Source organism: Streptomyces sp. 35G-GA-8, from assembly GCF_023534745.1.
Taxonomy (GTDB): Bacteria; Actinomycetota; Actinomycetes; order Streptomycetales; family Streptomycetaceae; genus Streptomyces.
The window spans coordinates 15,640-35,160 of sequence record NZ_JAMHJQ010000004.1 but is presented as its reverse complement, the minus strand read 5'-3'; the positions used below and the strand labels follow the sequence as shown (position 1 = coordinate 35,160).

The following is a 19,521-nucleotide window of genomic DNA, read 5'->3' as shown; positions in this document are numbered from 1 at the left end:
GTGACTGACATCGACGTACTCAGCGTCTTCTGCGGGGCCGACGGCCGGCACGGCAATACGCTCGGTGTCGTCCGCGAGGGGCGTCACCACCCCGACCGGGCGGCCAGGCAGGCCATCGCGGCCCGGCTCGGCTACAGCGAGACGGTGTTCGTCGACGACCCCGAGCGCGGGGTGGTCGACATCTATACGCCGGGGCTGCGACTGCCCTTCGCCGGGCACCCGCTGGTCGGCGCGGCCTGGCTGCTGGATCTGGAGACGGTGAACCCGCCCGCGGGCGAGGTGTGGGTGCGCCAGGACGGCGAGTTCACCTGGATCACCGCCCGCCCCGAATGGGCGCCGCCGCGCACGCTCCGGCAGTACGCCTCGGCCGCCGAGGTCGACGCGCTGCCCGCCCCGCCGCCGGGCAAGGGCTGGCTCTACGCCTGGGCCTGGGAGGACGAGGCCGCCGGCCGGGTCAGGGCCCGCGCCTTCCCGCGCCGTGACGACGGCATCGCCGAGGACGAGGCGACCGGCGCGGCGGCGCTGCTGCTCACGGCGGCGTTGGGCCGTGCCCTGAACATCACACAGGGCCGGGGGTCGCAGTTGATCACGGCCCCCGGCCCTGACGGATCGATCGAGATCGGTGGCCGGGTGCGGCTGCTCACGACCACATAGGCCGACCGATCGTGCGGGTGTGGTGTGTTACTTCGTACGGTAGGCGTCGATGATCGTCTGGGAGAAGGCGTTGCCGTGCCGGTCCCTGACATCGGCCCGGAAGGAGACCGTGCCGCCGGCCGCCGGGTTGTCCACGCTCACCGCGCCCTTCCGCACGACGAGCCGGCGCCATGTCTTGCCGCTGTCGTAGGAGACGGACACCGTCAGCGACGCGAGGTCGCGGCCGGCGGCCGATCCCTGGACGGTGACCGGCACGGACTGCCTGACGCCACCGACGGCCGTGGAGTCGAGGGCGAGTCGCGGGGCGTAGCGGACCACGCTTGTCGGGACGGCGACGCTCTTCGACGCGTGGGACGAGACGAACTCGGCCTGCCAGGTGACGGTCGAGCTGACCGGCGAGACGCCGGAGGCGGCCCGGCCCACGGTGGTCACCAGTCGGTATCGCGCTCTCTCGGCGGGCAGTTGGAAACTGGCGGCGTCCAGGACGTCGTCGACGGTCGCGTACACGCGGCCGTTCCGGTAGAGCGTGGTGGACGCCGATGCCGCGTCGTACACGCTCCCGCCGCCGTGGCCCGCTCCGTCGGCGAAGGGCCGGATCGTGCCGGTCAGTGTGTCGCCCTCCCGGACCAGTCCCGGGCCCTCACCGAGCGCGGGGCCGAACACCCCGGTGTTGACAGTCTCCGTATAGCTCTTGCCGCCGAGATAGGTCCTGTCGGGAATCCTGTACTCGGCCAGGACGGTCCTGGAGTCGGCCGCGAGCTGCTGGGAGTACTCGCCCCAGCGGTAGCCCCCCTGGAGATATACCGTCCTCGTGTTCGGCAGGTCCGAGTAGAACCCCACCGTACCCGCCCCGATGTCCGGCGCCGCCGTCCAGTTCAGTCCGAGGGCGCCGACGACGGGGGAGCCCTGCCGTACGGTGAGTTCGGCCAGGTCCGCGGAGGTCACGTGCTGTGTATGGCCGGTGTAGAAGGCGTCCTTGAGGGTGTCCGCGAGGTGGTACTCGCTGTCGCCGTTGGACCAGTGCGACAGGAAGTGCGAGGTCAGCTCGCCCGGTGGCACGGGCGCACCGATCTGCGCGGTGCGGGTGTTCGCCAGGTTCGTCCCCAGACCGAGTGTGGTTGTTGTCTCCGTGCCGTGCGCCTTCACCGTGGTGACCATGAACGAGGAGTAACCGGTGGCCTCCGGGGCCGGTGACGACACGTCGATCGGCTTCGCCTGCCGGGCGTCGATCTCGATGGTCATGTCGCGGTCGACCGTCAACTTCGGCGCGACGAGATAGTCCAGGCCGAGTCCCAGGGTGTCGTCCCTGCTGAAGGTCTTGCCGACGACGGTGTAGTCACCCGCGGGCACCCGGACCGTCGCCGTGCCGTTCTCCCCCCTGACCAGCTCGTAGGCGTCGTTTCCGACACCGGTCAAGATGGCGGCCCAGTCGAACGCGCCGGGCGTCGAGCCGTCCCGGCCGGTGGCCTTGAAGGTGAGGCTGTGGGACTGTGCCGCGCGGTCGAGCCCGCCGACGCTGCGGACGGTCTGGCCGCCGCCGGTCGCGATGACGGTGAGGCTGTAGGCGCCCGTGGCGTCCCCGCCGATCCGGGTGTCCGCGGTGACGTCGACGGCGGCGGTTCCACCGGCCGGGACGGTGACCCGCTGGGCGCCGAGGGTGAACAACCCCTCGGGGGCCGCGCCGCCCGCCGCGTCGGCGCCGAGGGCGGACACGTCGAGCGTCACCGGCTGGTCGCCGTCGTTGCGGTAGGTGATCGTCCTGGTCATCGGCTCGTCGTCGGTGTGCGGCCAGGGCACGCGGCCGAAGTTCAGCGAGACGGGTTCCGCGACGACGCTCTGCCCCGTCGCCCGGGTCAGGTCGATCCGCCCGCTGCCCTGCTCGAACGTGCTGTACTCGCCGGGCTCGGCCGAACCGACCAGCGCCGCTTTGATCTGCCGGCCGCTCCAGTCCGGATACCGCTGGGCGAGCAGCGCCGCCGCGCCCGCGACATGCGGCGTGGCCATGGAGGTGCCGCTGATCGTCACGTAACCGGGCACGGGATGCGGGGAGTTCGGCATGGTCCCCGCGGCCGACGCCGCGGTGATGTCCACGCCGGGCGCGGTCACGTCGGGCTTGACGCCGCCGTCCTCCAGCCGCGGCCCCCGGGAGGAGAAGGACGCGAGCACGTCCTTCTTGTCGACGGCACCCACCGTCAGCGCGGACTCCGCGACGCCGGGGCTTCCGACGGTGGTGTCCCCCGGGCCGGAGTTGCCCGCGGCGATGACGAAGAGCGCCTGGTCGGACAGCGCGTCGACGGCTTCTTCGAGCGGGTCCTTGCCCAGCTTGTCCGGGGCGCCGAGGGACATGTTCACGACGTCGGCGCCCTGTTCGACCGCCCATTGCATACCGGCGATGATGTCGGAATTGAGGCCGGAACCGGCGGTGTTGAGTACTTTGCCGATGACCAGATCGGCGCCCGGCGCCACCCCGCGGTAGCCGCTGCCGGAGGCCGCGCCGGTCCCGGCCGCCGTCGACGCCACATGCGTGCCGTGCCCGTTGTGGTCCTGGACGTCCGCCTCGGCCGTGAAGTTGCGCTGGGCGACGACCTTGCCCGCCACATCGGCGTGGCCGGTGTCGATGCCGGTGTCGAGTACGGCGATCTTCACCCCCTTGCCGTCGTAGCCCGACTTCCACACGTCCGGTGCGCCGATCTGCGGGACGCTCACGTCCAGCGCCGCCGTCGCCACGCCGTCGAGCCGGATGGAGGCCACGCCCGGGGCCAGTTCACTCACCCCTGCCGATGTGCGGGTGAGCGAGGACCACGCACCGGCCGCCTCCTTCGGGCGCAGGACCAGCGCCTCGCCGTCCACGGCGGAGAGATCTGTGACGGGGGTGCTGGTCGTTTCGTGCAGTCGCGTCCGCGCGGCCGGGTTCCGCGCGGCGTACTCGACGAGCACCGGCGTGCCGCCGTCGGCCAGTTCGTCGTACTCGGGACGGTTCAACTCGGCCGCGTCGAAGAGCGACAGGTCAAGGCGCCCCTGCGCGATCAGCGGTTCGACGTCCGAGGGGATCACATACGTGTGCCCGTCGGTCCTGCTGATCTGGACGGGTAAGGAGGCCCGGCCCTTGGCGGGTGCCACGCCGATGACGTCGCCGTCCTTGTCCAGCAGCACCTGGTCACCGGTGATCAAGGTGACCGTGTGCACGGCGGCGGTCGCGGCACCCGACGCTGCTGCGATCCCGGTGCTCGCGGTGCCCGTGGCGCTCTCGGTGCCCGTGGCGCTCCCGGTGTTCGCGGCGGCCGATGGTGCGTTGGCGAGCCCCCCTGTCATCCCCGCCGTCAGTGTCACGGCCATGGCCAAGGCGATGGCGGCGGGACTGATGCGTCTTCTTCTCGGCACTATTCGCACAGTCGGCCCTGTCTGTAGGTGTGGGGTATCAGCAGACAATCACTCAACTTTCGGTTGGCAAGCCTGTCCGGGATGTCTAGACCATGTCAAGGAAGCACGGAACCACGGAAGCACCGGCCGGGCGCTTCGACGAGGAGGCGAGGTGCGTGCTTACGCGCTCAGTGGGAACTGCGCGCCCAGCTCCCGGAACACCGCTCCGTTGAAGTCGAACGCGCGCTTGCACTCGTCGATGATCCGCTGCTTCTCCAGATCGTCCGCCGCCACCCGGTCGAGCAGCTCGCGGTAACTCCGCTTGAACGCGGCCGGATTGGCGATCCCCTCGAAGACATAGAAGCGGACGCCGTCGCCCTTGCGGGCGAAGCCCCAGGTCTTCTCCGCCCTGTCGCGGATGATCTGGCCGCCGGAGAGGTCCCCGAGATAGCGGGTGTAGTGGTGCGCCACGAAGCCGCCCGGCCAGTCGCGCGCACACTCCTCGACCCGCGCGGCGTACGCGGCGGTCGCGGGCAGCGGCTCCAGGCCCGTACGCCAGCCCGCCCCGCGCAGATGGCGCAGATCGCGCTCCAGCTCGGGCGTGCGCTCCAGCTCACGCCGGATGAAGGGCCCGGCGACCGGGTTCCCCCGCAGCGACTCCGAGGCGCCCTCCAGCGCGCGGTACACGAACCACAGCTGCTCGGTGTAGCGCGTGTACGCGTCCACCCCGAGCCGGCCGCCCAGCAGATCGCTCATGAACGTCGACGTCTCCGCCTCCGTGTGCTGTGCGTGCGAGGCGACGCGGATGAGCGTGGAGAACGGGGTGGCGGTGGCGGTTGCGTCCAAGGCGGGCCTCCGGGGACCGAGGGGGACGGGAGCAGGCGAATACCGGTGTCGGCGGCACGGACGGCCGCCAGGACCGATACTCTTACTTAGGCTTACCTAAGTCAACTGGTTCCCGACGTCCTGTCGGTAAAAACGCTACCCCGATCACGAGGGCCGGCAACCTCAGGGAAGAGTGAGAATCTCGGCCCCCGTCTCCGTCACCACCAGCGTGTGCTCGAACTGCGCGGTCCGCTTGCGGTCCTTGGTCACGACGGTCCAGCCGTCGTCCCACATGTCGTGCTCGTATGTACCGAGCGTGAGCATCGGCTCGATGGTGAAGGTCATGCCCCGCTCGATGACGGTGGTCGCGTGCGGGCTGTCGTAGTGCGGGATGATCAGCCCGGAGTGGAACGACGAATTGATCCCGTGGCCGGTGAAGTCCCTGACGACGCCGTAGCCGAAGCGCTTGGCGTACGACTCGATGACCCGCCCGATCACATTGATCCGGCGCCCGGGCCGTACGGCCTTGATGGCGCGGTTCAGCGCCTCGCGGGTCCGCTCCACGAGGAGCTTCGACTCCTCGTCGACATCCCCGCAGAAGTAGGTGGCGTTGTTGTCCCCGTGCACCCCGTTGAGGTACGCGGTCACGTCCAGGTTCACGATGTCGCCGTCGCGGAGCACCGTGGAGTCCGGGATTCCATGGCAGATGACCTCGTTGACCGAGGTGCAGAGGGACTTGGGGAAGCCGCGGTAGCCGAGCGTCGACGGATAGGCGCCGTGGTCGCACATGAACTCGTGCGCGACCCGGTCCAGCTCGTCCGTGGTGACGCCGGGCGCGATGTGCTTCGCGGCCTCCTCCATCGCCTGCGCGGCGACGCGGCCCGCTATCCGCATCAGCTCGATGGTTTCCGCGGTTTGCACTTCCGGCCCGGTGTACGGGGCGGGAGCGGGTTTCCCGACGTATTCGGGGCGCCGGATTCCGCCGGGGACGGAGCGGACGGGAGAGAGCTCCCCTGGTACGAGGAGTGACTGGCCAGACATGCCGGCGAGTCTAACGAGCGCCGGTGGGGCAGCATGGCGTCAGAGGAAGGAGCCGATGATGGCCCTGTTCAAGAAGCGCACGGTCGGCAAGCCCGGCGAGTGGTACTACTGCCTGAAGCACCAGAAGGTCGAGGAGGGGCCCGAGTGCCCCGCCAAGGACCGCTTCGGGCCGTACACGAGCCGCCAGGAGGCGGAGCACGCGATGCAGACGGCTCAGGAGCGCAATCTGGAGTGGGAGACGGATCCGCGCTGGCACGACGCGTCCGAGGGCGGCTCCGACGGCGGCTCCGCGGGCGGGTCCGCAGGCGAGTCCGCGGGCGGGAAGGACACGAACCCGTCCGGCTGAGGGGTGCTGTCCGGCCGCCGGGCCGTGTCCGGCGGGGTCAGGCCGTCGTCGCCGTCGCCGCTTCCTTCTGGGCGCGGCGGCGCAGGGCGTCCTCGTCCGTCTCCGAGTCGTAGGTGACCAGCTTCGGCAGCACCGCCGCGAGCAGCCCCACCGAGGCCAGACACGCCAGCCCACCGCTCCAGATCGCGGGGCGGGTGCCCGTCCAGCCCGCCATCGTGCCCGCGCGGATCTGGCCGAGCTGCGGTCCGACGCTGTACGAGAGCACCTCGATCCCCGCGAGCCGGCCACGCAGCTCCTCCGGGATCGTCTGGTTCCAGATGGTCGAGCGGCCCAGCCCGCTGAGCATGTCGCCCGCGCCCGCGAACCCCAGACAGACCAGCACCACCCAGATGTTCGAGAACCACCCCGCGGCCGTGATCGCCAGCCCCCAGCCCGCGGCGCCGAACACCACGAAGAGGCCGTGCCTGCGGACCCGTGAGGTCCAGCCGCTGGTCAGGCTGAGGACGACCGAGCCGACCGACCCCGCCGCGTACATCAGACCGAGCGACCACTCGGCGTTGAGATCGTCCGCGAGGAACGGGAAGATCGTGTTCGGGAACGCGAAGAACATGGCGGCCAGATCGATCGCGTACGTCCCCAGCAGCACCGGTCTGCTCCACGCGTAACGGGCCCCCTCCACGATGCCCCGCAGGGACGGCGCCTCCGCGTCGTGCGCGGCGGGCGCGGGCGAGAGCCGCAGACAGAGCAGTACGGAGACGGCGAAGCCCAGGATCGTCACCCCGTACGCCGGGCCATGACCGGCGTACGCGACGACCAGACCGGCCAGCGAGGGCCCCGCGATCGCGCCGAGCTGCCAGCGCAGGGCGTTGAGCGCGGCGGCGGCGGTGAGCTGGTCGTGCGGGACGATCCGCGCCATCAGCGAGTCCAGCGCCGGCCGTTGCAGCCCCGCCAGCGCGGACACGCCGGCCGCCACCACATACAGCGGCCACAGCAGGGGCTCGGGAAGCAGCGCGTTCACCAGCAGGATGACGGCCAGCAGGCCGAGCCCCGCCTCCGTGAGCAGGATGACCTTGCGCCGGTCGACGGCGTCGGCGAGCGCGCCGCCGTACAGCCCGAAGATCACCAGAGGCACCAGCTCCACCGCGCCCATCGCGCCGACGGCGAGCGGCGATTCGGTGAGGTCCTTGATCTGGAGCGGCAGCGCGATCATCGCCATGAAGCTGCCGAAGTTCGTCACCAGCCCCTGCACCCAGAGCAGCCGGAATTCCCGGGAGGAACGGAGCGGGGAGAGATCCGGCAGTATCGCGCCGAGCTTTTTGGTGCCGAGCTTTTTGGTCACGAAAGGCCATGTTCGGTGTGGACGGGTCGATATGGCAAACGAATTGCGGCCTACCGACCCGCGGGCGGGCTACCAGCGGGCGGGCGGACTACCAGCGGGCGGGCGGCGGCGCCGTCAGCTGGTCGGCCAGCCGGGACAGCCGGTCCCGGAACCGCCGCCGCCCGCGCGGCCCCGGCAGGCTGTTCTCCCCGGCTGCCGCGCTCACCAGATGCTGCACGGTGTCCAGATCCACATCCACGCCGTGCGCCGCCTCCGTCGCGTCCACCGACAGGGCCTCGTGCGCCAGCCCGCGCACCTCCGCGTCCCCGCCGTCCAGCGACAGCACCGTCGCCCCGGCCCGGCGCGCGCCGTGGACGCGTTCCAGCAGGCCGGTACCCGGCCGCTCCGGCGCCACCACGAGCAGCGTCTCGCCCCGGCCGGCCGCCTCAAGACGCCCCAGTCCGACCGCCAGATGCGCCGGGTCCCCGGCGCGCACCCGGTGCCGCACCAGCGTGGGCGTCAGCTCCGGCTGCCCCGACCACGCCGCCTCGTCCACGAGATGCGCGGTGAGATGCCACGGCTCGTACTCCGCCGTCCCGACGAGCAGCAGCCCGCCGCCCTGCGACACGACGGAGGCACGCAGCGCCCCCGCGAACCGGCGGGTCGCGGACGGCCATTGCGTTCCGGCGAGTACTTCACGCAGCAGTGCGACGCGTACGGCATCCATGGGCCCGCATCCTGCCGCAGTCGGCCGCGCGGCGCGGGCGGTCGGCGACGGCTCACCCGAACGTGCCCTGGCCGAGTAGGTCCGAAGTCCCGTCTGCCCCGAGGGGGCGGACGGACGATGCTCCTTCGGACGTACTCGTCCAGTACCGGCAAGTAGGGTCGTGACCATGACTTCAACGGACAGTGGCAACACCCCCAAGCCCCCCGCCAGGGACCCCTGGGACCTCCCGGATGTCTCCGGTCTTGTCATCGGAGTACTCGGCGGCACCGGCGACCAGGGGCGCGGGCTCGCCTACCGGCTGGCGCGGGCCGGACAGAAAGTGATCATCGGATCCCGGGTCGCCGAGCGGGCCGAGACGGCGGCGGCCGAACTGGGCAACGGCGTCGAGGGCCTGGCCAACGCCGAATGCGCGCGCCGCAGCGACGTGGTCATCGTCGCCGTGCCGTGGGAGGGACATGCCAAGACCCTGGAATCCCTCAAGGAGGAACTGGCGGGCAAGCTCGTCGTCGACTGCGTCAATCCGCTGGGCTTCGACAAGCAGGGCGCGTACGCGCTGAAGCCGGCGGAGGGCAGCGCCGCCGAGCAGGCCGCCGCCCTGCTGCCGGATTCGCGGGTGACCGCCGCCTTCCACCATCTCTCCGCGGTGCTGCTCCAGGACCCGGCGATCGAGCGGATCGACACGGATGTGATGGTGCTGGGCGAGGCACGCGCGGACACCGACCTCGTCCAGGCGCTGGCGGCCCGTATCCCGGGCATGCGCGGGGTCTTCGCGGGCCGGCTGCGCAATGCCCACCAAGTGGAGTCGCTGGTGGCCAACCTGATCTCGGTGAATCGCCGGTACAAGGCACACGCGGGCCTGCGCGTGACGGACGTCTAGGTACGTACGTACGGGGGAGGCGCGGCCAACGACGGCGCGGCCAACGACGGTACGGGCAGCCCGGCGCGGGCCGCGCGGCCCGCGCCGTCAGCCCGCGGCCGTCGCCGTACGGGCCGCGCGCTCGGCCTTCGCCTTGCGTACGTAGTACCAGGCCATGTTGGACGACAGCCCGGCCAGCAGCACCCACACGATGCCGAGCCAGTTCCCCTCGATGAAGGAGAACACGGCCGCGGCGACGGTGAGCACGAAGACGGCGAGGGCGTACAGAGCGAGGCGGGGCATGGGGGTCGGCTCCTGTCGAGGCGTCGTGGGCGCCTTGGGCGTCGTGGGCTGTTGTCGTATCCGCTGTACGCGCTCCAGTGTCCCCCATGCCCGGGAACGTCCCACCGCCGCCCGACCGCCTCCGTGCCGCCCCTCGGATGTCGTCCTTGAGATGTCGCCCTCACCGCACTGACATGAACGTGTCGATTTTATGGTGCGACAGTGACCGAATGTGTGTACGTTGTGACCGCCCGCGTGGGGAGTGTGGGCATCGTGGGCCTCCAGGGGCCCCTTTTCGTTGCTCTGGGGAGGGCGCGTGCGTACGCACGGCGAGCTGTTCGGGTCCCATCTGTCGGCGCGTTGGCGGTCGTTGACCGTCGGAGCGCTGGTGCTGGCGCTGTCGGTCGGCCTCGTGTCGGCCGAGGCGGCGCCGCCACCCGCCCCCACACCCGGGGTGTCCTCATCGGCGCCGCCACCCTCCGGGGCGAAGCCCGCGGCCGAGCCGGCGGGCCCGGTGAACAAGGCCGCGGCGGCTCCGACGGTCAGCGACGCCGTGTACGCGTACGACGCCGCCGGCCGTCTGGTCGGCGTGACGGACCCGGCGGGCGAGACGGCCCGCTACCGCTACGACGAGGCCGGGAACCGGCTGGGCGTCGACCGGTTCGCGTCCGCCGAACTGTCGGTGCTCTCGCTGGTGCCGACACGGGCCGCGGCCGGCGCGACCGTCACCCTCTCCGGCACGGGCTTCGCCACCACGGCGACCGCGAACACGGTCTCGTTCGGCGGCAAGACGGCCGAGGTCGTCTCCGCGACCGCGACCCGGCTGAAGGTCAAGGTCCCGGCGGCGGCCGGGAACGGCAAGGTGTCGGTGACGAGGGGCGGCGGCACGGCCCAGTCGCCGGAGTCCTTCACGCTCGCGGCGCCCGCGCCGTCGGTCTCCACGATGGACCCGGCCTCAGGGGCCGTGGGTGCGTCGGTGGTGCTGACGGGCTCGGGATTCGCGTCGACGCCGTCCGAGAATGTGGTGCGGTTCGGCGGTGGCGTGCTGGCGGAGGTCACCGCCCGTACGGCCACCGCGCTCACGGTCAAGGTCCCGGCCGGGGCCGCGACCGGCCCGGTCGAGGTGGCGACGCCCGACGGCCGCACCGCCACCGCGACCGGCTTCCGGGTCACCACCAGTGGTTCCAGCGGGGAGATCGAGTCCACGGTGACCACATCGGTCTCGGACGCCACACCACCGACTGCCTCGATCACCACACCGGGCAACCGGGCGCAGGTGCTCTTCGACGCCGACCCGGGCGACGACATCAACTTCGGCTTCACCAACGCCACCTTCAACTCGTCCGTCACCCTTGAGCTGTACGACCCACAGGGCGAGAAGGTCGGGAGCAATGGCAGCTTCAACGGAACGGCCGGGGACTGGGAGGTCGAGAACCTCCCTCTCGCGGGCCAGTACTCGCTGATCCTCAGGCCCGGATCGACCAACTTCGGCGCCGCCACCGTCACCGTGTCGAAGCCGGTGACCGGACTGCTGGACCTGACCGGACCGACAGCTCAAGTACCGCTGTCCCGGGCCGGACAGGACGGCAAGCTGTCCTTCTCCGCGCTGCTGGGCGACTCCCTCAGTCTCGGTATCGATGCCGCGCCCCTGGGCAAGAGCATCTATGCCCGTCTGTACGGGCCCGACGGCAGCCAGGTCAGCAGCCGCTACATCGCGGCGAACGGCGCGGGCGGGATCGATGTCGACGTCCTGTCGCAATCGGGCACATACACGCTGAGGCTCGACCCCGACGCGGCGGCCACCGGCACGGTCGGCGTGACCGGCTCGCACTACGCCGACGCGGGAGCCGTCGATCCGGCCGCTCCCGCGGTCGAGTTGGCGGTCGACCGGCCGGGGCAGGACGGGCGGGCACGGTTCACCGCCGTGGCGGGACAGCGTCTGTCACTGGGCGTGGCGGGCGCCGGGTTCGGCAGCCATGTACGGATGGAGATCCGCCGGCCGGACGGCTCGCTGCTCGAATACTTCCTGGTCCCCGACAACTCCAGCGCCGAGTGGGACAGTCCCGCACTGCCCGATTCCGGCACGTACACGATCGCCGTACTCCCCAACTACGCGCTGGCGACCGGCCGTCTGACGCTGACACTGTCCCGTCCGGTGGCGCTCGCCCCGCTCTCCACCACGGGTGATCCCGTCGCGGCGACCATCGGCCGCTTCGGACAGAACGCCGAGTCGGCTTTCCAGGGCCAGGCCGGTACCCAGCTCTCGCTGGGCATCACGGGGAACACCTTCACCGAGACCGTCGCGGTGACTGTCCTCGCGCCGAGCGGCGCGGCCGTCGTCGACGCCGACAGCGTCGCCGCGGGCAAGCCGGCGACGATCGCCCTGCCGGTGCTGCCGGAGACCGGCTCGTACCAGGTGATCATCGACCCGAACAAGGGCGCCGGGGGGACTCTCGCCCTGACCCTGTCCACGGATGTCCTGGCGCCGCTGACGGCGGACGGGCCTTCGGCGCCGGTGTCCTTCGCACGCGCCGGGCAGCGGGTCCGGGCCGAGTTCACCGCGCCGGACACCGCGTCACTGGGTTTCGCCGCCACCGGCAACAGCGTTCCGCAGGCGACCGATGTCCGGCTGATCCCGGAGGGCGGGACCCCGGGGACCGTCGGCTCCTTCACCAAGAACGCCGACGGCGCCTACTACCTGACCGGTCTGACGGCCGGTAAGAAGTACACGCTGCTGCTGACACCCGCCGCCGCGGCCACCGGCTCCCTCACCCTCTGGCTGTCGAAGCCCGCGCCCGCCGCGGTGCTGACCCCGGCCGCCCCCTCCGCCACCGTGGACATCACCCGGCCGGGGCAGCAGGCGGAGCTCCGTACGGACGCGACCGCCGGGGACGGCTTCGCCGTCGCGTTCTCGGGCACCACGCTGACCTCGCAGTCGAGCGTCCGGCATCTGCCGCCGGCGGCCACGGCCGATGTGTCGATCGGCTCGCTGCGTACGACGGATCTGGACGTCGCGCTGCGTGCCCCGCTGACCGGTGGCACCCACCGGGTGCTGGTGCAGCCGAACGCGCCGGCCACCGGGCGTACGACGGCGACCCTGGTCAAGGACGTGGACGGCGGAACGCTGACGGTGGGCGGCCCGCAGAAGCCGCTGGTGATCGCCACCCCGGGCGGGCACGGTCACTTCACCTTCTCCGGCACCAAGGGGCAGAAGCTCACGCTGGGCATCGCGGCACCGGCATCCGAGTGGGTCCTGTCCGTCTACGGCCCCGACGGCAAGTGGCTGGTCAACGAGCGCTCGATGAGCGCCACGACCCTCTCGTACGCCCTCGCCGCGCTCCCGGCCGACGGTCTCTACACGCTGACGGCCGATCCCGGGGCGCTGAAGACAGGCACCTACACCCTGGGGCTCACCGCCCAGACCTTGAAGGCGTCCACCAGCGCCGCACCCACCAGCGCCGCGGGCACGGCGGTCGCGGACACCGAGGGTGATGCGGACGCCGAGGGCGATACGGCCGTCGCGGCTGGTGCGGACGCGCCCGAGAAGGCGGCGCCGGGTGTCGACCCGAGCGGCCCCGACGCCTGGCGGCCCGGCAAGCGGAACCTCCAGGGCCAGGACTGGATCACCGCACGCGGAGCCGCGCCCAAGGCCCCGCCCGCGCTGCGCGCCCCGCCCGGTTCCACCGCGCTGACCGGGCATGTACTGAAGCTCGACGGCAAGCCGCTGTCCAAGGTCACCGTCTCGGTGGGAGACACGTCCACGCGTACTGACGCCCGCGGCCGGTTCCTGCTCGCCGGGATCCGCCCGGAGGCGACGACTCTGGTGGTCGAGGGCGCGAGCGCGAACACCGAGCAGCGCCAGTACGGCCGGTTCGACATCCGGATCCGGCCCGAGGCGGGCCGCTCGGTCGACCTCGGCTTCCCGGTGTGGATGACGCCGCTGGACACGAAGCACACCGTCCGCTTCGCGGCCCCGGCGAAGACCGAGGTCGTACTGAAGACCCCCAGCATTCCGGGACTTGAGGTACGGATCCCGAAGGGGTCCGTGGTCCGTGACGAGAAGGGCAGGCCGGTCACCGAGCTGGGAATCACGGCGATTCCGCTCGACCGGCCGCCGTTCCCACTGCCGGAGAACAGCGTCGTGCCGGTGTTCTTCACCGTGCAGCCCGGCGGCACGTACGTGTTCCCCAAGGGCGCCCAGGTCATCTACCCCAACTACACGCGCGAAGCCCCGGGCACCGAGGTCGAGTTCATGGACTACGACCCGAAGAAGAAGGGCTGGTACGTCTACGGACACGGCAGGGTGTCCGCGGACGGAAAGCAGGTGGTGCCGGACGCGAAGACCCGCGTATGGGCCTTCCACGGCGCGATGTTCAACACCGGCCAGCTGCCGCCGTGGCTGACGTCCTGGCTGAAGGACACACTGGACTGGCTCTCCGGCGACCCGGTCGAACTCTCCACCGGGATGCTCACCGACTCCCGTACCGACCTCGCCGTCTCCGACCCGCTCGGCCCGGCCGAGGTGACCCGTACCTACTGGCAGGGCGACACCTACAAACGAGCGTTCGGTATCGGGCGCGATCTGATCTACAACTCCTTCCTCCACTCGGCGCAGCCGTATCGCGAGGTCGACCTGTATCTCCCCGGCGGGGCGAAGGTCCACTACACCCGTACCTCACCCGGAACCGGCTGGAACGACGCCGTCTTCGAACCTCTCGACACTCCGAGCGAGTTCCGCGGATCCAAGATCTATGGGGGCAACGGCCGCTGGGAGATCCGGTTCCGCGACGGCAGCATCTGGACGTATCCGCAGTACGCGCCGTTGCAGCAGATACAGGACCGGCACGGCAACACGCTCAAGATCAGCCGTCTCAATGGCACCAAGGGCGATATCACCCAGGTCACGACCCCGGGCGGCCGGTGGATCAGCTTCGGATACGACACCAGCCACCGGATCGTCAGCGCCCGCGACAACACGGGCCGCACCACGGCCTACACCTACGACACCGCCGGACGCCTGGAAACGGTGACTGATCCGGCGGGCAAGGTCAGCCGCTACACCTACGACGGCACCACGAACCGGATCAAGACCGCCGTCGACGCCCGTGGCATCACGTACATGTCCAACACCTTCGACACGGACGGCCGGGTCAAGGAACAGACGCTCACCGAAGGCGCGAAGTACGCCTTCGAGTACACGCAGACCGGCGAAGGCAAGATCACCTCGGCGACGGTGACACAGCCGGGCGGCGCGGTGCGCCGGGTCGAGTTCGACGCGGACGGCTACGGCGTATCGGACACCCAGGCGCACGGCAGCACGCTGGCCCGCAAGACGGTGTACGAACGCGGTTCCTACCACCGGATCGACGCGGTCACCGACCCGTACGGCCGTCGTACCGAACTCACCTATGACGCCAACGGCTATGTGACCTCGGCGAAGGAACTGGCGGGCACACCACAGGCCCGTACGACCGGGATGGCGGTCTACGACGGCCCGTACGACCAGCCGACCGCCCTCACGGACCCGCTGGGCAAGACCACGACCCTCGGCTATGACTCCGCCGGTGATCTCCGGACGGTGACGGACCCCGAGGGCCGGGACACTCTTCTCACCCACACCCCCGACGGACAACTGAAGACGCTCACCGACGCGTCCGGCGCCGTCACCGAATACACGTATCAGTACGGCGAGGTGACCGAGGTCAAGGACGCCGAGGGCGGCACGGGCGGCCAGTTCCTGGACGCGGCGGGCCGGCCGGTGGTCATGACGGACCCGTCCGGCGCGCGGACGACCCTCACGTACGACGCGCTCAACCAGGCGCGGAAGGTGACCGATCCGCTCGGCCACACCACCGCACTCGACTACGACGACAACGGCAACCTCACCACCCTGACCGACGCCAGGAACAACGCCACCACCTGGGCGTACGACACCGCCGACCGTCCCGCGTCGGCCACCGACCCGCTCGGGGCGCAGGCGGTCTTCGGCTATGACCCGGCGGGGCGGCTGACCAAGGTCACCGGTCGTACGGGCCAGGTCGCCACCGCGGAGTACGACCTGCTGGGCCGGACCAAGAACGCCAAGTACGGCGTGGACGCGGTGGGCCAGGCGCAGTCGACGACCACCTACGCCTACGACGGCGTCGACCTGCCCAAGACCGTCACCGACACGGTGGCCGGCACGCAGTCCTTCACCTACGACGCCTACGACCGGACCAAGTCCGTCACCGGTCCGACCGGCACCGTCGGCTACGACTACGACGGCGCCGACCGCCGCAAGGAGATGACGGCCGGCGGGACCACCACGGCCTACGGCTACGACACCTCCGGCATCCTCACCTCGGTCACCACCGGCGGCCAGGCCGTCACCTTCGGGCTGGACGCGGTGGGCCGCGAGAAGACCGCGTCCCTCCCCGGCGGATTCACCCGCACCACCGGCTACGACAAGACCGGTACGACCACCGGCATCGCGTACACCCGCGCCGGGGCCACCGTAGGAGACCTCACCTACACCCGTGACGAACGGGGACTCCAGACGCGCCTGACCGGCTCCCTCGCGAACATCGCGCTCCCGGCGGCCGAGTCGGGCGCGGTCTTCGGCAAGGACAACCGGCTCACGACGTTCAACGGCCGCTCCTTCACGTACGACGCCGAGGGACAGCTGAAGTCCGACGGCAAGCGGACGTACGACTGGAACGCCCGGGGCGAGCTGACCGGCCTGACGGGGACGGGTGGCCTGAGCGGCACCTTCGCCTATGACCCGCTGGGCACGCGCAGCGCGAGAACGCTGGGCGGCACGACGAGCAAGTTCCTCACGGACGGCTCCAACCCCCTGGCGGAACAGTCCGGTTCGGGCGAGACGACGGCCACGGTGGCCACCTCGGGCCTGGACGAATACCTCACCCGCACGGAGAGCGGCCGGACCCAGATCTATCTGACCGACGCCCTCGGCACGGTCGTCGGCCTCGCCGACCAGGACGGCACGATCGCCACCCGCTACGCCTACGACCCGTACGGCCAGCCCACGGCGTCCGGGGCCGCGTCCTCGAACCCGTACACCTTCACCGGCCGGGAGAGCGACGGCACGGGCCTGCTCTACTACCGCAACCGCTACTACGACCCCGAGACCGGCCGCTTCATCTCCCAGGACCCCATCGGATACGCGGGCGGCACCAACCTCTACCAGTACGCGCTGAGTTCACCCACGACATACACCGACCCCTCGGGCAACAACCCGCTGCTGATCGGCTGCGCGGGCGGGGCGGCCTTCGAAGGCGGCCTCGACTGGCTGAGCCAGCGTCTCTCCGGCCGCAAGGTCGACTGGGGCCAGGTCGGCTCGTCGGCGGCCCTGGGCTGCCTGACCGGAATGCTCGGCGCGGCGGGCAGCGGCGGCAAGCTCGCGGGCCGCGTCGGCTGCAAGAACAGCTTCACCGGCGACACCCCGGTCCTGATGGCGGACGGCACCCGCAAACCGATCAGGGACGTACGGGTCGGCGACAAGGTCCTCGCGACGGACCCCGAAACCGGCGAGAGCGGCCCGCGCGAGGTCACCGCCCTGATCCAGGGATCGGGCGACAAATCCCTGACGGACATCACGGTCGCCGCCGCGACGGCGGACGGCAAACCCGCCAAGATCACCGCCACGGACGGCCACCCCTTCTGGCTCCCCGAGGTGAAGGAATGGGCCGACGCCGCCGACCTCCAGCCAGGCCAGTGGCTCCGCACGAGCTCGGGCACCTGGGCCCAGATCACGGCAATCAGCCACCGCACACAGCCGACGGCGGTCTACAACCTCACGGTCGACGACCTCCACACGTACTATGCGGTGGCGGGGAAGACGCCGGTCCTCGTTCACAATTCCAGCTGCCCTGTGCCAATTTCGAAGGGTCGCTGGGATCACATATGGGATCGGCATGTTGTTCGTGGCGGCGAGTTCCCCAGCAAGAGCAAGTTCTTGACGACGAGCAAAGCGAAGATCCAGAAAATGATCAATCGCGCACTCGATGGCCAGACCGGCAACGGGGCGTACTACTACAAGTTCCCGAATCCGATCGGCCGGAACGGGGCTGGGGATGATCAGTACTACATTCGGGTTGTGGTTCGTGATCGAAAACTAATCACAGCCTTCCCATCTGAGGGACCCTAGTGATGTGTGGTTGTGACATCGGGCCCACACTTAAGGAGGTGTTGTGGGCGTAGATGTGGCCCTTGTGTGCGTGGAGCAACGAGGGGGAAGTCCAAGGCGGCGGCGTGCGAGTCAGGTGGACGCTGTTCTCGATCTTCACGACAAATTTGCTCGCCTTTGTGAATCGAGCGCGCTCCCCATGCTGAGTCGAGTGGATCCCTACGGGACTCTGATCTTGAGTTCGAGTGAGATGGATCAGTTCATCGCGGAAATCGAGGTCGAATTACTGCGGGCCGAGGATCCTGCAGTAATGGAGTTCCTTAAAGGCGCGCTCAGGCTGGCTCGTGAATGTCAGGAAAAAGAGGAAATGCAGCTACGTCTAGACGGAGATTGAAGTATGTAATATTTAGCTGCCCCCACCGAAAAACTTGCCATCCGAAACGGATCGAAAACTGTGGCCTCGGTCGAGCATCATGGCTACCTTCCGCCAACGGAGTTCGTTCAAGCGATAATTGACGGAAGGGAAGGGACACGACTTTGCAATTCGTCGACTTCGCGGGATGGTCAATGATGCGCCTCGGGTGGAGGACAGAGTTGATGCGGCGATTGATCTAATTCAAGTGTCGCCAGCCAGTTCGGCGAAGCGGCTCAGTGAAGTCGTCGAATTTCCGTCCTGTCACTCTTACTTCACTCTTACTTCAAGAAGCGAGTAAAGGAGGTCCTGCGGCTTTTGTGACCGCATAGTAGTGCGCGTCGCAATGTCAGTAGTTGACGACAAGGACGAAAGGAGAGACCCGAAAAGGGCAATGGTATACAACCCGTACACAACGGGGTTCTGGTATTCGGTGTGGTGAGTTCTGTGTGGGGGAGAACGCGCGTGGTCAGACGGAGATCCTTGCTGCTCGCTTCATCGGCGGCCGGGCTCGCGGTGGGCGGCGCCGTCGTCTATGGCGTGCGGGACGGGGCCGGGAGTGGTGATGCCGGGGACGGGAGTCCGGGCGGGGGGCCGGGGGTGTTGGGGCTCGCGCAGTTGCGGGGGGTGCGGCCCGGGGGGCGGGTGGTGATGGTCGCGCTCGATCGTGGGGCTCGTGACGGTGAGTCCCGGGCGATCCTGCGGGAGTTGGTTTCCGGCTTGCGGGGTGTGGAACGGGCCGGTCTCGCCGTGGGGGTGGGGCTCGGGGCGAGTGTCTTCGGGGTGGCTGCCGACCGTCCGCGTCAGCTTGTTGACATGCCGTCCTTCCCCGGCGATCTGCTGGATCCGGCGCGGTCGCACGGCGATGTGCTCGTCGAGGTGGCGGGGGACCGGGTCGCCGACGTACGGGCGGCGGTCGATCGTTTGTTGCCCGCCGTTCCTGGCTGGCGGGAGCGGTGGCGGATCGAGGGGTTCCGGGCCGGGAACCGTGAAGAGGGGGGCCGAGGGCTGGCCCGTAACCCCTTTCACTTCACCGAGGGGTTCGGGAATCCGGCCGGTGAGCGGGAGACCGCGGATCGCGCCCTCGTACGGGCCGGGCAGGGCGAGCCGGACTGGGCCGTGGGCGGGAGTTATCAGGTCGTACGGGTCATCCGGCTCGCGACCGAGCTGTGGGACAAGGACTCCGTCCCCGAACAGGAGCGGATCATCGGCCGCCGTCGTGACGGACGGTGGCTCGACGGGGCTCCCACGGACGAGGAGCCGAACTTCGCGGCCGATCCCAAGGGCCGGCTCACCCCGCTCGACTCGCATGTACGGCTCGCCGCGCCCGACCGCCGTGATCCGCCGCCGCTCGTACGGCGCAGCTACAGCTACGACCGGGGCGACGGCGACAGCGGGCTCGTCTTCTCGTGCTTCCAGCGCGATCTGGCCAAGGGGTTCGAGGCCGTGCAGAAGCGGCTGGAGGGCGAAGCCATGGCCAAGTATCTGCTGACCACCGGAGGCGGGTACTACTTTGTCCCGCCCCCGGGCGACGCCTGGACCGACAGGGTCGGTCAGCGGTAGGCGGGGCGTCCG

General features: G+C 70.0%; 12 protein-coding genes. 6 read left to right on the top strand and 6 right to left on the bottom strand.

Features of this window, described 5'->3' with window-relative positions; genetic code table 11:
* A complete protein-coding gene (locus tag M1203_RS09405; RefSeq protein WP_249949113.1) occupies positions 1–654 on the top strand; it encodes a PhzF family phenazine biosynthesis protein in 654 nt (217 codons plus the stop codon).
* Between the two features lie 27 nt (positions 655–681).
* Here the strand turns inward: M1203_RS09405 and M1203_RS09400 are convergent, their stop codons facing one another.
* The 3 genes from M1203_RS09400 to map all read right to left on the bottom strand — a co-directional run bounded on the left by M1203_RS09400 (position 682) and on the right by map (position 5,880).
* A complete protein-coding gene (locus M1203_RS09400; RefSeq protein WP_249949112.1) occupies positions 682–3,990 on the bottom strand; it encodes a S8 family serine peptidase in 3,309 nt (1,102 codons plus the stop codon).
* Positions 3,991–4,194: 204 nt separating this feature from the next.
* Positions 4,195–4,860 (bottom strand): heme oxygenase (biliverdin-producing), encoded by a 666-nt coding sequence (locus M1203_RS09395; protein WP_249949111.1) that lies wholly within the window; start codon positions 4,858–4,860, stop codon positions 4,195–4,197.
* Positions 4,861–5,022: 162 nt separating this feature from the next.
* Positions 5,023–5,880, bottom strand: a complete 858-nt coding sequence (map, locus tag M1203_RS09390) for a type I methionyl aminopeptidase (RefSeq protein ID WP_249949110.1) — start codon at positions 5,878–5,880, stop codon at positions 5,023–5,025.
* 58 nt (positions 5,881–5,938) lie between these two features.
* Between map and M1203_RS09385 the strand changes: the two genes are divergently transcribed.
* Complete coding sequence (locus tag M1203_RS09385; protein WP_249949109.1) at positions 5,939–6,226, top strand: hypothetical protein; 288 nt, start codon at positions 5,939–5,941, stop codon at positions 6,224–6,226.
* Positions 6,227–6,263: 37 nt separating this feature from the next.
* Here M1203_RS09385 and M1203_RS09380 read toward each other — a convergent pair whose 3' ends face one another.
* A complete protein-coding gene (locus M1203_RS09380; RefSeq protein ID WP_249949108.1) occupies positions 6,264–7,565 on the bottom strand; it encodes an MFS transporter in 1,302 nt (433 codons plus the stop codon).
* A gap of 88 nt (positions 7,566–7,653) precedes the next feature.
* The gene (locus tag M1203_RS09375; protein ID WP_249949107.1) at positions 7,654–8,271 is read right to left on the bottom strand and encodes a hypothetical protein; all 618 of its coding nucleotides are present in this window, start codon (positions 8,269–8,271) and stop codon (positions 7,654–7,656) included.
* A gap of 166 nt (positions 8,272–8,437) precedes the next feature.
* Between M1203_RS09375 and npdG the strand changes: the two genes are divergently transcribed.
* Positions 8,438–9,148, top strand: a complete 711-nt coding sequence (npdG, locus tag M1203_RS09370) for an NADPH-dependent F420 reductase (protein WP_249949106.1) — start codon at positions 8,438–8,440, stop codon at positions 9,146–9,148.
* A gap of 87 nt (positions 9,149–9,235) precedes the next feature.
* On the opposite strand, the gene M1203_RS09365 is transcribed toward npdG, so the two are convergent.
* Entirely contained in the window at positions 9,236–9,430 is a 195-nt protein-coding gene (locus M1203_RS09365; protein WP_249949105.1) for a hypothetical protein, read from the bottom strand.
* Between the two features lie 295 nt (positions 9,431–9,725).
* On the opposite strand from M1203_RS09365, the gene M1203_RS09360 reads away from it, so the two are divergent.
* The 3 genes from M1203_RS09360 to M1203_RS09350 all read left to right on the top strand — a co-directional run bounded on the left by M1203_RS09360 (position 9,726) and on the right by M1203_RS09350 (position 19,509).
* On the top strand, positions 9,726–17,555 hold the full coding sequence (locus M1203_RS09360) for an RHS repeat-associated core domain-containing protein (protein ID WP_249949104.1): 7,830 nt from the start codon (positions 9,726–9,728) through the stop codon (positions 17,553–17,555).
* A 229-nt stretch (positions 17,556–17,784) separates the two neighbouring features.
* Positions 17,785–17,928: a hypothetical protein gene (locus M1203_RS09355; RefSeq protein ID WP_249949103.1), complete on the top strand. Its 144-nt coding sequence runs from the start codon at positions 17,785–17,787 to the stop codon at positions 17,926–17,928.
* 501 nt (positions 17,929–18,429) lie between these two features.
* Positions 18,430–19,509: a Dyp-type peroxidase gene (locus tag M1203_RS09350; RefSeq protein ID WP_249949102.1), complete on the top strand. Its 1,080-nt coding sequence runs from the start codon at positions 18,430–18,432 to the stop codon at positions 19,507–19,509.
* Positions 19,510–19,521 lie beyond the last annotated feature (12 nt).